The organism is Parasedimentitalea huanghaiensis (assembly GCF_009753675.1).
GTDB classification, from domain to species: domain Bacteria; phylum Pseudomonadota; class Alphaproteobacteria; order Rhodobacterales; family Rhodobacteraceae; genus Parasedimentitalea; species Parasedimentitalea huanghaiensis.
Genome location: NZ_WQLV01000017.1, coordinates 1 through 12,619 on the forward strand (window position 1 = coordinate 1; position 12,619 = coordinate 12,619).

General features: G+C 52.2%; 17 protein-coding genes. 15 read left to right on the forward strand and 2 right to left on the reverse strand.

Translation table 11 applies throughout. The features are described 5' to 3' along the window. Positions 1 to 74: EF-Tu C-terminal domain-related protein (locus GO984_RS20010; protein ID WP_209279447.1), on the forward strand; the 74-nt coding region annotated here is incomplete at its 5' end. A gap of 64 nt (positions 75 to 138) precedes the next feature. Here GO984_RS20010 and GO984_RS23420 read toward each other — a convergent pair. Then, positions 139 to 297 carry a hypothetical protein gene (locus tag GO984_RS23420; protein WP_167740440.1) on the reverse strand — a complete coding sequence of 53 codons (159 nt, stop codon included), beginning with the start codon at positions 295 to 297 and terminating at the stop codon, positions 139 to 141. 62 nt (positions 298 to 359) lie between these two features. Here GO984_RS23420 and GO984_RS20015 point away from each other — a divergent pair, with 62 nt between their 5' ends. The 5 genes from GO984_RS20015 (at position 360) to GO984_RS20035 (ending at position 3,594) form a co-directional block, all read left to right on the forward strand. Continuing rightward, entirely contained in the window at positions 360 to 1,427 is a 1,068-nt protein-coding gene (locus tag GO984_RS20015) for an acyltransferase family protein (RefSeq protein ID WP_167740441.1), read from the forward strand. Between the two features lie 228 nt (positions 1,428 to 1,655). Next, positions 1,656 to 1,970: a 30S ribosomal protein S10 gene (gene rpsJ, locus GO984_RS20020; protein WP_127747095.1), complete on the forward strand. Its 315-nt coding sequence runs from the start codon at positions 1,656 to 1,658 to the stop codon at positions 1,968 to 1,970. Positions 1,971 to 1,988: 18 nt separating this feature from the next. Further along, on the forward strand, positions 1,989 to 2,687 hold the full coding sequence (gene rplC / locus GO984_RS20025; RefSeq protein ID WP_157024356.1) for a 50S ribosomal protein L3: 699 nt from the start codon (positions 1,989 to 1,991) through the stop codon (positions 2,685 to 2,687). After that, positions 2,684 to 3,301 carry a 50S ribosomal protein L4 gene (rplD, locus tag GO984_RS20030; RefSeq protein WP_157024357.1) on the forward strand — a complete coding sequence of 206 codons (618 nt, stop codon included), beginning with the start codon at positions 2,684 to 2,686 and terminating at the stop codon, positions 3,299 to 3,301. Before rplC ends, rplD begins: the two co-directional genes overlap by 4 nt. Continuing rightward, on the forward strand, positions 3,298 to 3,594 hold the full coding sequence (locus GO984_RS20035; RefSeq protein WP_157024358.1) for a 50S ribosomal protein L23: 297 nt from the start codon (positions 3,298 to 3,300) through the stop codon (positions 3,592 to 3,594). The genes rplD and GO984_RS20035 overlap by 4 nt, the downstream gene beginning before the upstream one ends. A 143-nt stretch (positions 3,595 to 3,737) precedes the next feature. On the opposite strand, the gene GO984_RS20040 is transcribed toward GO984_RS20035, so the two are convergent. Further along, a complete protein-coding gene (locus GO984_RS20040) occupies positions 3,738 to 4,976 on the reverse strand; it encodes a PAS domain-containing protein (protein WP_157024359.1) in 1,239 nt (412 codons plus the stop codon). A 517-nt stretch (positions 4,977 to 5,493) separates the two neighbouring features. On the opposite strand from GO984_RS20040, the gene GO984_RS20045 reads away from it, so the two are divergent. The 9 genes from GO984_RS20045 (at position 5,494) to GO984_RS20085 (ending at position 12,586) form a co-directional block, all read left to right on the forward strand. Then, entirely contained in the window at positions 5,494 to 6,252 is a 759-nt protein-coding gene (locus GO984_RS20045) for an RHS repeat-associated core domain-containing protein (RefSeq protein ID WP_157024360.1), read from the forward strand. Beyond that, positions 6,249 to 6,539 carry a hypothetical protein gene (locus GO984_RS20050; protein WP_157024361.1) on the forward strand — a complete coding sequence of 97 codons (291 nt, stop codon included), beginning with the start codon at positions 6,249 to 6,251 and terminating at the stop codon, positions 6,537 to 6,539. Before GO984_RS20045 ends, GO984_RS20050 begins: the two co-directional genes overlap by 4 nt. A gap of 280 nt (positions 6,540 to 6,819) precedes the next feature. Continuing rightward, on the forward strand, positions 6,820 to 7,662 hold the full coding sequence (gene rplB / locus GO984_RS20055; RefSeq protein ID WP_138163929.1) for a 50S ribosomal protein L2: 843 nt from the start codon (positions 6,820 to 6,822) through the stop codon (positions 7,660 to 7,662). A gap of 3 nt (positions 7,663 to 7,665) precedes the next feature. Then, entirely contained in the window at positions 7,666 to 7,944 is a 279-nt protein-coding gene (rpsS, locus tag GO984_RS20060; RefSeq protein WP_157024362.1) for a 30S ribosomal protein S19, read from the forward strand. Positions 7,945 to 7,947: 3 nt separating this feature from the next. Beyond that, positions 7,948 to 8,328, forward strand: coding sequence for a 50S ribosomal protein L22 (gene rplV, locus GO984_RS20065; protein WP_157024363.1), 381 nt, complete (start codon positions 7,948 to 7,950; stop codon positions 8,326 to 8,328). Beyond that, entirely contained in the window at positions 8,328 to 9,035 is a 708-nt protein-coding gene (gene rpsC / locus GO984_RS20070; RefSeq protein WP_138163932.1) for a 30S ribosomal protein S3, read from the forward strand. Before rplV ends, rpsC begins: the two co-directional genes overlap by 1 nt. 14 nt (positions 9,036 to 9,049) lie before the next feature. Then, complete coding sequence (gene rplP, locus GO984_RS20075; protein ID WP_138163933.1) at positions 9,050 to 9,463, forward strand: 50S ribosomal protein L16; 414 nt, start codon at positions 9,050 to 9,052, stop codon at positions 9,461 to 9,463. A gap of 143 nt (positions 9,464 to 9,606) precedes the next feature. Continuing rightward, on the forward strand, positions 9,607 to 9,948 hold the full coding sequence (locus GO984_RS20080; RefSeq protein ID WP_138163934.1) for a RidA family protein: 342 nt from the start codon (positions 9,607 to 9,609) through the stop codon (positions 9,946 to 9,948). A gap of 238 nt (positions 9,949 to 10,186) precedes the next feature. Then, on the forward strand, positions 10,187 to 12,586 hold the full coding sequence (locus tag GO984_RS20085; RefSeq protein WP_157024364.1) for a CHASE3 domain-containing protein: 2,400 nt from the start codon (positions 10,187 to 10,189) through the stop codon (positions 12,584 to 12,586). Positions 12,587 to 12,619 lie beyond the last annotated feature (33 nt).

A 12,619-nucleotide genomic window follows, 5' to 3' on the forward strand; every position in this document is an offset into this window, starting at 1 on the left:
AGGGCCTGCGCTTTGCGATCCGCGAAGGCGGCCGCACAGTTGGCGCTGGTGTTGTGTCAAACATCAAAGAGTAATCAACTCTGTTGATCACTATACGGAAAGGCCGCTCCAATTTGGGGTGGCCTTTTTGTTTGGCGATTACTGTGGCGGCAGTTTATCCACACCAAGGCTCAGATAACCCCATAGCCACACAGGTGAAATGATAAAGAAAGGCTGCCCAAACGGCGGCTCTTTTTGCTGTTTGGGTAGGTTGTTCTTAGGCAGGTACCGCTGGTAGAGGTTGGGAAATTTCCTCATAGACTTAGGGCGGTTGGTGCATCTATGCTCTTCTATTACTGTTGTAATCTAGGTATTTGAAATTGAAAAAAGAAACCGTTTTTCTCCGTACTTACGGAGACACCGATTTTATTACAGGCCTTCGAGCTGTGGCCGCGACGATGGTTGTTATGATCCATACTGCGGCACTTTCTGAGTTTGGGGCTATAGGACAAGCGATTACCAGTGCAGGGAAATATGGTGTAGATATTTTCTTTGTTATTTCTGGTTTTACGATCGCCAAGACTTTCACCGAAGCACGAAATTACTCGTCTTATCTGACAAGACGAATTATGCGAATTGTTCCCCTTTATTGGTTGGCCATCACGCTTGCGATGCTCCTAATTGTGGTGGGTGCATTGCCATTTCCATATTGGATGCAAGAGCTTGGATCCGAGCCGAACTTGTATAACTATCTAATGCATTTAAGCATGGCTAGTTTTCTAGATTACAAGGTTGCCAATTCGGTTTTGGGGGTAGAGTGGACGATACCCATCGAGGTGTTCTGGTATGTTTTCCTGCCTCCATTACTCTATTTTGCAAAGACAGTTTATCGGACAATTGGAGCCTTTGTGTTTTTTCACTTTCTTTCGAAATTTCTCTTTGGAATTTCTGAGGATATGTTTGGGACCGTACTGCCGATTACCTGGTCTCCAGCGGCTCATGGTGAGATGTTCTTTATTGGAGCAACTTCCTTTTATCTAAGGGCTCGCTTCAAAACAGAACCGCCTGCCGGGTCAGGTCTCTGGATTGGCGGTGCCGTTGCTTTGTTTGCACTGGCCTTGGTTGCTGGTTCTGGCCGGGCATCAGAAGCCCTGGCATTTTCTACGGCGATACTTATCGTTTGTGTTACGCCGGACAGAGCTAAGTGGGTAACCCGGCCTTTGACATCACGCCCGATGCTTTTCCTTGGATCAATTAGCTATAGTCTCTATCTCTTCCACCTCCCGATAATGTCCTTGCTGGGAGAGTTGAACTTGTTACCAGGGTTCGGTCTGGCAAAGTTTATGCTGGTTTACGGAACTACTGTTGTGGTCTCCATGGCTACCTATGCGCTTGTGGAAAAGCCGACTAACCGATTGGGGCTCCGTTTAGCCTTGGGCGCGAAGTAGATCACAGCGGGGCAGCAGTTCTCTGCTGGCGTCAGAACGCATGTTCATATTCGTGTTTGGCGACATTCCCCCTTGCCACATCCCGCCAACAGGCGTATAGCGCGCGAGTTCACCTTGTGTGAATAACCTATCGGCAGGATTCGCTCCTGCCGTTTGGGTTTGAAGAGGGCCGGTGGAATGAGCCGTCGGTCGTCCTATCAACTCCTTAGCCTCGAAAGGCTATAGATAATGCAAAGCCAAAATATCCGTATTCGGCTCAAGGCGTTTGACTATCGCGTTCTGGATTCCAGCACGCAAGAGATCGTCAACACAGCCAAGCGGACCGGCGCCTCAGTTCGTGGCCCGATCCCTCTGCCGAACAAGATTGAGAAGTTCACCGTTCTGCGTGGACCTCACGTTGATAAAAAATCGCGCGACCAGTTTGAGATCCGTACTCACAAGCGTCTACTCGACATCATTGATCCGACCCCCCAGACCGTTGACGCGCTGATGAAGCTCGACCTCGCCGCTGGTGTGGACGTCGAGATCAAGTTGCAGTCATAAGATCGGAGGGTAAATCATATGCGCTCTGGTATTATCGCTAAAAAGGTGGGCATGACCCGCTTGTTCATGGAAGACGGCAAACAGATCCCTGTAACCGTTCTTCAGTTGGAAAACCTGCAGGTTGTTGCGCAGCGTACAGACGAGAAGGACGGCTACACTGCTGTTCAGCTTGGTGCTGGTGCTGCTAAGGCAAAACGCACGTCTCAGGCTATGCGCGGTCACTTTGCCGCTGCAAAGGTTGAGCCGAAGCGTAAAGTTGCAGAATTCCGCGTTTCCGCTGATGCCCTGATCGAAGTTGGTGCCGAAATTTCGGCCGAGCATTACCTGGAAGGTCAGAAAGTTGACGTTTCCGGTACTTCGATTGGTAAAGGTTTCCAGGGTGCTATGAAGCGCTGGAACTTTGGTGGTCTGCGCGCGACACACGGTGTTTCGATTTCGCACCGTTCGCACGGTTCCACAGGTCAGTGTCAGGATCCCGGTAAAGTTTTCAAAGGCAAGAAAATGGCCGGTCACATGGGTGCTGCCCGTGTAACCACTCAGAACCTGGAAGTTGTCAAAACTGACGCCGACCGTGGTCTGGTCTTCATCAAAGGCGCCGTTCCTGGTTCCAAAGGTGGTTGGGTCACTGTCAAAGATGCTGTCAAGAAGAAGGCCCCCGAGGGTCTGCCTTTCCCAGCAGCTATCAAATCGGCAGCTGCCGAAGGTGGTGAAGCATGAAACTTGATGTAATCAAACTTGACGGCGGCAAAGCCGGCAACATCGAGCTGGATGCAGACCTGTTCGGTCTCGAAGCACGTGCCGACATCCTGCACCGTGTGGTTCGCTGGCAGCGTAACAACGCACAGGCCGGTACCCACAAGGTAAAGACCCGTTCGGAAGTGAACTACTCGACCAAGAAGATCTATCGTCAGAAAGGTACCGGCGGCGCACGTCACGGTGCTCGCTCTGCTCCGATCTTCCGCGGTGGTGGTGTTTACAAAGGTCCAGTTGTCCGTTCGCACGGCCACGAGCTGACCAAGAAGTTCCGTAAACTGGGCCTGCGTCACGCACTGTCTGCCAAGGCTGCTGCTGGTGAGCTGGTTGTGATCGAGAACGCTGACACAGACGGCAAGACTGCTGCTCTGGCCAAACAGGTTGCTAACCTGGGCTGGAAACGCGCTCTGGTCATCGACGGCGCGACCGCCAACGAAGGCTTCCTGAAAGCTGCCAAAAACATCGAAGGTCTGGATATCCTGCCGTCGATGGGCGCAAACGTCTATGATATCCTCAAGCGTGACACCTTGGTGATCACCAAAGCAGGTATCGAAGCATTGGAGGCTCGCCTGAAATGAGCGCTAAAGCAGAATACTACGACGTGATCCGCAAGCCGATCATCACTGAAAAAGCCACCATGGCGTCCGAAAATGGCGCGGTTGTTTTTGAAGTTGCGATCGACAGCAACAAGCCAACCATCAAAGCTGCCGTTGAGGCGCTGTTTGGTGTGAAGGTTAAGGCTGTGAACACAAGCATCACTAAAGGTAAAGTGAAGCGGTTCCGCGGTGGCCTAGGCCGTCGCAAGGACGTCAAAAAGGCCTATGTTACCCTCGAAGAAGGTAACACAATCGACGTGTCCACCGGACTCTAAGATTGCTTGGATGAATTGAGAAAGGCCCTCGCTGTAAAGCGGGGGCCTTTTTCGTTTCTGGGCGGCTTGCGCGTGAGGCTTGGCGACCTTTGGAGAACGGCCACGATGCACATCGCGGCCAGTTGCTGTGACTTCAACCTATTTTACTCAGCGGGGTCAGCATCGAATTCGTGAGAGCTGATCTCGTTGCTTAGAGCAACGATATTGTCCAGCTTTTCAGAGATGCGCGCCTGAAAAGCGCCAAGCTGGTCGATGATGTCCGTTAACGTCTCCCCGGCCTCGGGCACGCGAGCACTTTCGATTTTACACAATACGCGCGTCGAGCTAAGGCCAAGAAGGTGACGTTGCATAATACCGCAGGCATGTAAAATCCGTTCAGCTTCGGTTTTTACAACCCGTAGGTTGGCAAAGGCCTCGGTGTTGCGATCTTTGGATACCCTGTTCAGGATTTCACGTTCCGCATCCATATTCTCAGCGCCGTGGCCAAGGCCTTCGCTTGTAAACTGACCTGCGCACTCCCGCATGACAACGGACAGGCACCCGGTAAACAGACAATTGTTGACTGCCCCTTTGATGCTGGAGAAGTTGCTCTTTTCTCCGACGACATGCTCGGCAAACCAATCCGACATGCTCTGTGACATGATGCCGTAGTTTTGCGATAAAACGGTGACTGGCCCACCTGCGGGTTCAATACGTGACGCGATGACCCGCAAGTTATGCGGAATTGTGCGCATGGCTTCAAATTCCTGAATCAAACCTTCGCTCTGCTGTTTCAGTGTATCTGCCTTGTCCAGCATACTGCGCATAGCAACAATTGACGGGTCCTGTTTCTGCCGTAGTCCGGTGCTACGGGCCAGCAGCTCTGTACTTGCTGTGTGGGCAGCAAAATGGTGGTATTTTTCGAAACCAAGCTCTTTCAGCCGGGCCAAAAGGCGGTTACCGCTGGCTTCTGGAGTAAGATTTTCAATCTGTTCAGCTTTTAGGAGCGCCGCGTATTCTGACTGAATGGTTGCCAGCCAAGGGCTGCTGGGTTTGAAGCGGGCTGAGATGTATCCGCCCTTGCAGGGAACAACCATGGCATAGACCCAGTAGTTGAGCCCGTCCTTTGCTTTGTTTTGCACATAGGCGCCCATGCTGCGACCACGCTTGATCGTGTCCCAAAGCAGCCAGAATACGCCCTTTGGCATTTCAGGATGGCGAATTCTTTTGTGCGGGGCCCCAATGAGTTCATTCCACTCATATCCCGAAACACGACCAAAAATGTTGTTCCCCGCCTGGATCACGCCGCGCTCATCCGTTCTGGAGAAAAAGCACTCGTGTAGCTCAAAAGGTGCTTCGCCGGTGGTTGGACGGTTTTCGATTGTTCGGTCAATGAATGACATGTGAAATCCCACTTACTCAAATTGCTTCGGATTCAGAAAATCAGAACTATTCAAGTGTCTATTCGCGTTAGTTTTACGAAAGATTTATGACGCAGAATTATTTCTTTGCAGATTAAGAATGTTGTTAGGGCGAATGGCTTTAGGGTAGCAAGAGGCCACAATTAGGGGGCTGTTTTGGGCTTGGCATGTTGGCCCGCTGACATGGCGCGCCCCGGCGAGGACTCAAGGGCGAAGCCCGCCGCGCCAGCTTCATGCCGGAGGAATGCCTCTGGCATATCCCGCCCAACCAAAATTGAACCTGTGGCGGCGCTTCTTGGCTGGTGGTGTACTCCGGTTTGATCTTCTACGGATTTGGTAGAGATAAACTGCCCCAAGCAAGGCCAGCAGCGCCACCCCGCGGGACTGTGTTGGAACTGTTGTCGGGCATCGCTTGGACTTCTGACTTTACGCTCACTTTATGTTGGTGTTGCAAGAAGCTTGTGCTAGCGTCCGCGAAACACGTTAAGGGGGAAATTCCGTGCTCCGCTATTTACAGCAAGTTCTTTTCACAACACTTTTTGCAATCCTGGCCTCTCAAGCCTCGGCGATGTTTATTCAGCCGGATTGGTTTGAAGTGACTGAGCCGGGTGTTGGCACTAATAGATATTCGTATTCACAAAACGATCCGGTCAATTTTCTCGATCCTACGGGAAATCAAGCTGGACCGGGGATTGGAGCGCTATATGGGTTGGCCGTCGATGAAGACGGAAACGTCAACATGGACGAACTCGAGGCTATCCACGATGCCTTCAATAAAGGTATGAAGGAAGGAGTTGTGCCCGATCCTTCGGTCCTATTTGATGGTGAGCTTACTGCCGACGATTTGATAGAAGGCATCGGTCTTATCCCAGGAGGTAAAGCTGCCAAGGTATTAGAGCCGATTATTGGTGCGATGAGGGGCGCAGGTAAGACCTCCGAAGAGATCGTTGAAATTTTTCGCGCGGTTAGCCCAGAAGAGCTTCAAGATATTGCGGAATATGGATTTAGGCTTAAAGAGGGAGCCATGGATGCAAAGCAATTTGCAAATAGCCTCACGGAACTTCAATCGTTTGCTAAGCATTTTCCAGATTTGACAAAAACTGTTAAAGTTGAAATTCCTAAGAGCGCTCTTGATGGAGTTGCCGATCTAACCCCTGTCGATCCAATGATTTTTAGGTCTGGAACTGTCACGATTCATAAGGAAGATTTGGGTTATTTTAACAACGCGATCCGGTCAATAAGTGAGATCTTTAAATGAGCTTGAAGCCTACTCATTCGGCGATGGTTCTGCGTGGAGAAGTTCGAATAGCCCCAGAACACCTAAGCGAACGAACTGCATATGCGTATAGTATTCGGTGTAGTGGAGTTTTGGCTGGGGAACATGTGACTTGTGTTGTTGAGTTGGAGGATAGCAAGAAAAAAATATCTAATCAGTTCCAAGCCGCAACCTTACACTTTATTTATAAACCTTCGCTCGAAGAGGGGCAAAAAAGTATTGGCCTATTTGCAGGCCGCAAACAAATTTTTGAATTTCGAATAGTGTGACTTTGGGCGTCAGATTTAATGAAAACTTAGACAGTAGTGATAGTAACCGGCGAGTCGCTCTTTGTTTTCTGTCAGTCTGGCGGATTACCCCTATAGACACCCCCCTCATACCCTGCTACCTCGCTCCAATCATCTAGCCTCGGATTCGTTCCGGGGCTGCTGATTTTTGGATGGGGACCTTTGGGGCCCTAGATCGATGGCCACCTTCGGGGGGCTGAACATAGTCCAGGATGCCGGGAACACCCGGTGCTTGGACACTGCTAAACGGAAGACAGAAAGCATGGCACTCAAGTCGTATAAACCGACGACGCCGGGCCAGCGTGGGCTGGTTCTGATCGACCGTTCGGAGCTTTGGAAAGGACGTCCCGTCAAGTCTCTCACTGAGGGTTTGACGAAATCGGGCGGCCGGAACAACACCGGACGGATTACCTCGCGCCGCCGTGGTGGCGGGGCAAAGCGCCTCTACCGGATCGTTGACTTTAAGCGTAACAAATTTGATGTTGCGGCGACCGTCGAGCGGATCGAATATGACCCGAACCGGACCGCATTCATCGCGCTGATCAAATATGAAGATGGCGAACAGAACTATATCTTGGCTCCACAGCGTCTTGCTGTTGGTGATCAGGTTATCGCCTCTGCAAAAGCCGACATCAAGCCGGGCAACACAATGCCTTTCTCGGGCATGCCAATCGGTACCATCATTCACAACATCGAAATGAAGCCAGGCAAAGGCGGCCAGATCGCCCGTGCAGCTGGTACATATGCTCAGTTCGTTGGTCGTGACGGTGGCTACGCTCAGATCCGTTTGTCTTCGGGCGAACTGCGTCTGGTGCGTCAGGAATGTCTGGCAACAGTTGGTGCGGTGTCGAACCCCGACAACTCGAACCAGAACTTTGGTAAAGCTGGCCGTATGCGTCACAAGGGCGTTCGTCCCTCTGTGCGTGGTGTGGTCATGAACCCGGTCGATCACCCACACGGTGGTGGTGAAGGCCGCACGTCGGGTGGTCGTCACCCAGTGACCCCTTGGGGTAAGCCTACCAAAGGTGCTCGGACCCGTAACAAGAACAAAGCGTCAAGCAAGCTGATCATCCGCTCGCGTCACGCCAAGAAGAAGGGACGTTAATCTATGTCTCGCTCTGTATGGAAAGGCCCTTTTGTTGACGCTTATGTTCTCAAAAAGGCCGAAGCTGCTCGTGACTCGAGCCGCAAAGAAGTGATCAAGATCTGGTCGCGTCGCTCCACTATTCTGCCCCAGTTCGTGGGTCTGACTTTTGGCGTGTACAACGGCAAGAAACACATCCCTGTCAACGTCACAGAAGAAATGATCGGTCAGAAGTTTGGTGAATATTCGCCAACTCGTACCTATCATGGTCACGCTGCTGACAAAAAAGCGAAGCGGAAATAAGTCATGGGTAAGGAAAAAAATCCACGCCGCGTGGCAGACAACGAAGCAATGGCAAAACTGCGCATGCTCCGTACCAGCCCTCAGAAACTGAATCTGGTTGCTGGTCTGATCCGTGGCAAGAAAGTTGATAAGGCTCTGACCGAACTGACTTTCTCGAACAAGCGTGTTGCTCAGGACGTGAAAAAATGTCTTCAGTCGGCGATTGCCAATGCTGAAAACAACCACAACCTGGACGTAGACGAGCTGATCGTCGCCGAGGCCTATGTAGGTAAAAACATGACCCTGAAGCGCGGTCGTCCGCGGGCTCGTGGTCGTTTCGGCAAGATCTTGAAGCCGTTTGCTGAGATCACCATCCTGGTGCGTCAAGTTGAGGAGCAGTCCTAATGGGTAATAAAGTCAATCCAATTGGCATGCGCCTCCAGGTCAACCGCACCTGGGACAGCCGCTGGTATGCTGACACCAAAGATTTCGGCGATCTTCTTCTGGAAGACCTGAAAATCCGCGACTTCATCAAAGAAGAGTGTAAGCAGGCTGGTATCTCTCGTGTGATCATCGAGCGTCCGCACAAAAAGTGCCGCGTTACGATCCACACTGCGCGTCCTGGCGTCATCATCGGCAAAAAAGGTGCAGACATCGAAACTCTGCGCAAGAAAATTGCCAGCATGACCGATAGCGAACTGCATCTGAACATCGTTGAAGTCCGCAAGCCGGAACTTGATGCTGCTCTGGTTGGTGAGTCCATCGCACAGCAGCTGGAGCGCCGGGTGTCTTTCCGTCGCGCCATGAAGCGTTCGGTACAGAACGCGATGCGCATGGGCGCCCTGGGTATCCGGGTCAACCTTGCGGGTCGTTTGGGTGGAGCAGAAATCGCGCGTACCGAATGGTACCGTGAGGGCCGCGTGCCTCTGCATACACTGCGTGCCGACATCGATTACGCACACGTCGAAGCAAAAACTGCTTATGGTATCATCGGGATCAAGACTTGGATCTTCAAAGGTGAGATCATGGAGCATGACCCGCAGGCACGTGACCGTAAAGCACAGGAACTCCAGGACGGCCCAGCACCTCGCGGTGCAGGCGGTCGTCGCTAAGGGGAACATGACAAATGCTTCAACCAAAGCGTACTAAATTCCGGAAGATGCACAAAGGCCGGATCAAGGGTGAAACCAAAGGTGGATCCGATCTGAACTTTGGCACTTTCGGCCTGAAAGCACTGCAGCCTGAGCGTATCACTGCACGTCAAATCGAAGCGGCTCGCCGCGCGATGACACGTCACATGAAACGTCAGGGCCGTGTTTGGATCCGTATCTTCCCGGACACTCCAGTGACCTCGAAGCCTACCGAAGTCCGTATGGGTAAAGGTAAAGGTTCCGTAGATTTCTGGGCAGCCAAGGTTCGCCCTGGCCGTGTCTTGTTCGAAATCGACGGTGTTGACGATGTTGTTGCACGCGAGGCCCTGCGCCTGGCTGCGATGAAATTGCCAATCAAAACACGCGTCGTGGTTCGCGAAGACTGGTAAGCTCTTACCGATCTGAAAATTTAGAAGCCCCTGCTGATTTTTCAGCGGGGGCTTTTTCTGTTGCTGGAGTAGAAAAGTGTTGAAGCGCAGACCGAACAGGGGCACCTGCAGTCAACAGAAACCAACACCGCAAGGAGAGTGTCATGATCGAACGCATCGAAACCGGGGTCCGATCCTCAAAAATCGTCAAACATAACGGCGTTGCTTATATCACCGGCCAAGTGGGCGAGGGGGCAACAATTCAGGAACAGACCGAAGAATGTCTGCGTCGGCTAGAGGCTCTATTGATTCAGGCCGGATCGTCGAGATCGCAAATGCTGCGCGCAACAATCTGGCTGGCGGATATGAGCGATTTCGCCGGTTTGAATGAAGTCTGGAATGCCTGGGTTCCCGAAGGCGATGCGCCTGCACGCGCTTGTGGTGAGGCAAAACTGGCGAGAGCGGAGCTGAAAGTCGAAATAATTGTGGATGCTGCTTACGACTAGCGACCCAGCACATTTGCCTAAGTACTGGCCCCCGCTCATTATTTGGCGGGGGCCTTTTGGATTACATGGGGCAGTTATACGGCCGAGCCTTTGCATTGTTGCTGGAGTTTCCACGGCACAAACGACGATTTTTACCAATATGCCGCAGGTTGAGGGCTGCCAATACCGCATCACTGCACGGGATATTAAGTTTCATGTGGTCTAGCTCAGGAAACCTATTCCAAAGAGGATCCTGGAAATGACCATTAAAGCAAAGAAGTTACCTCGACGCTTTTCGCTTACGAATCTGAAAACTAAGTCCAAAGTTATTTCGGTGGCTCTATTTCCTTTGATCTTGATCGCTGCCGTTGGGGTCATCACGATGATCAACCTGGCACGGATGGAAGAATCTTCGCGTCTGGTTGACCACACTCAGATTGTTCTGGGGGAGTCGCGGTCCATCATTGCCTCGGCAGTTGATATGGAAACCGGCCTGCGTGGATATCTTCTTGCTGGGAAAGACGCGTTTTTGGATCCCTACAATAGTGGGCAAGCCCAGGCTTATGAAACATTGGCCAGCTTGCGGGAAACGGTGAGTGATAATCCTCGTCAGGTTACTCGGCTGGAGGAAGCCGAGGCAGCCCTAAGAGGCTGGCAAACTGAGGTGGCAGAACAGGCAATCGCACTGCGTCGTGATATCGGTGATGCACTGACAATGAACGACATGGCCGCCGAAGTTAAGCAAGCCAAGGGTAAGGTGTTCTTTGATGATTTCAGGATCCGGATCACCAGCTTTATCGAGGCGGAACAGGCATTGCTGGCAACACGGAAAGAAAAAATAGATGGCATCATCAATAGCCCGTTTATTAACGCTGTTGCTATTTCCGAAGGTCTTGAGCGGGTCGAGCATACATACTCTGTGATCGAGACGGCAAAAGATGTCTTGGCTGCTGCAGTGGACATGGAAACCGGGATGCGTGGGTTCCTGCTGTCCGGTGATGAAGCTTTCTTGACTCCATATACTGCTGGCATTGCCCGGATGGAAAAACTGGTGGGCGAACTTGCTGAAACAGTAAGCGACAACCCGGAACAGGTTCAGCGCATAACAGGCGCGGGTGAGCTTATTTCCGAATGGCGCAGCACAGTTGTAGAACCTACACTCGACATGCGCCGCGAAATTGGCGATGCGCAGACCATGGATGATATGGCGGATCTGGTGGCTGAGGGACGCGGTAAAACATACTTTGATGGGTTCCGCGGAATCATGGCTGATTTCCAAGCCGAAGAGCAGGGATTGATGGACACCCGCCGCGCTGCAAGCGAGCAGACATCTGCGACAACCAAGACGTTAATCCCGAGCGCTATTGCCGTGGCGATCGTTATTGGCGCCATGCTGGCATTGGTCATCGGTTCAAGCATTGCCAAGGCGATCAAGAACATCACTGTGTCCATGCGTGGTCTGGCTGACGGCAACAATGCCGTTGAAATTAAGGGGCAAAGCCGCGGCGACGAAGTTGGCGAAATGGCCCGCGCACTCGAAGTGTTCCGCGATTCACTGGTTGAAATGCAGGAAGCAGAGCAGAGGAAGGCCGAGGGCCGTGACGCAGAACTGGGGCAAATGGTCAAAGAACTCAGCAATCGCTTGTCGCTGCTGTCTCAGGGCAAACTGACCGTACAAATTCAAGAGAACTTCCCTGAAGGCTATGAACAGCTCCGTGAGGACTTCAACACAACCGTCTCTAACTTGCACGGCATCGTGGAACAGGTTGTTGAAACCTCTGGCAGCATTCGCAGTGGTGCGGATGAGATCAGCCATGCCTCTGATGATCTGTCGCAGCGTACAGAAAGCCAGGCCGCAACACTCGAGCAAACAGCCGCCGCATTGGATGAGCTGACAGCATCTGTGAAATCAGCAGCTGAGGGCGCCCGTCATGTTGAAACGACTATGGGGGATGCCGGCACCGAGGCAGAGCGCAGCGGCGAAGTTGTGCAAAATGCTGTGGCTGCGATGACCGAGATTGAAAACTCTTCGCGTCATATTTCTCAGATTATCTCGGTGATTGATGACATCGCTTTCCAGACCAACCTTTTGGCCCTGAATGCCGGGGTAGAGGCTGCGCGGGCTGGTGAAGCTGGTCGTGGGTTTGCGGTGGTCGCCAGCGAAGTTCGCGCTCTGGCGCAACGTTCTTCGGATGCCGCGATGGAGATCAAGACGTTGATTGATGATAGTTCTAAACAGGTGGATCGGGGCGTTGAACTGGTCGGTAATGCTGGTTCGGCCTTAGGCAGCATAGTTACGCAGGTTGGTCACATCACCACGCTGGTGTCTGAAATCGCCGAAGGCGCATCGGAGCAGTCTACGGGTCTCAATGAGATCAACATCGGCATGACACAGCTGGATCAGGTGACACAGCAAAATGCGGCCATGGTAGAAGAGGCAACCGCAGCGGGACACTTATTGAAATCCGATGCGACCAAGCTTGCCCAGTTGATGGAACACTTTGAAACTTCTGGGCATAGTACTGCAAACACCAGCCCGGTCGCAGCAATGCCATCCGCGCATGGGACTGGTGGCATGGATGACGATTGGTCCATGGATGCCGGACCTGAAGCAGCCGCAACAGGCACCGAAGGCAAAGCCGTTTGGCAGGATTTCTGATCTTACTATGGTGGCCCCTGAATTTGGGGCCAC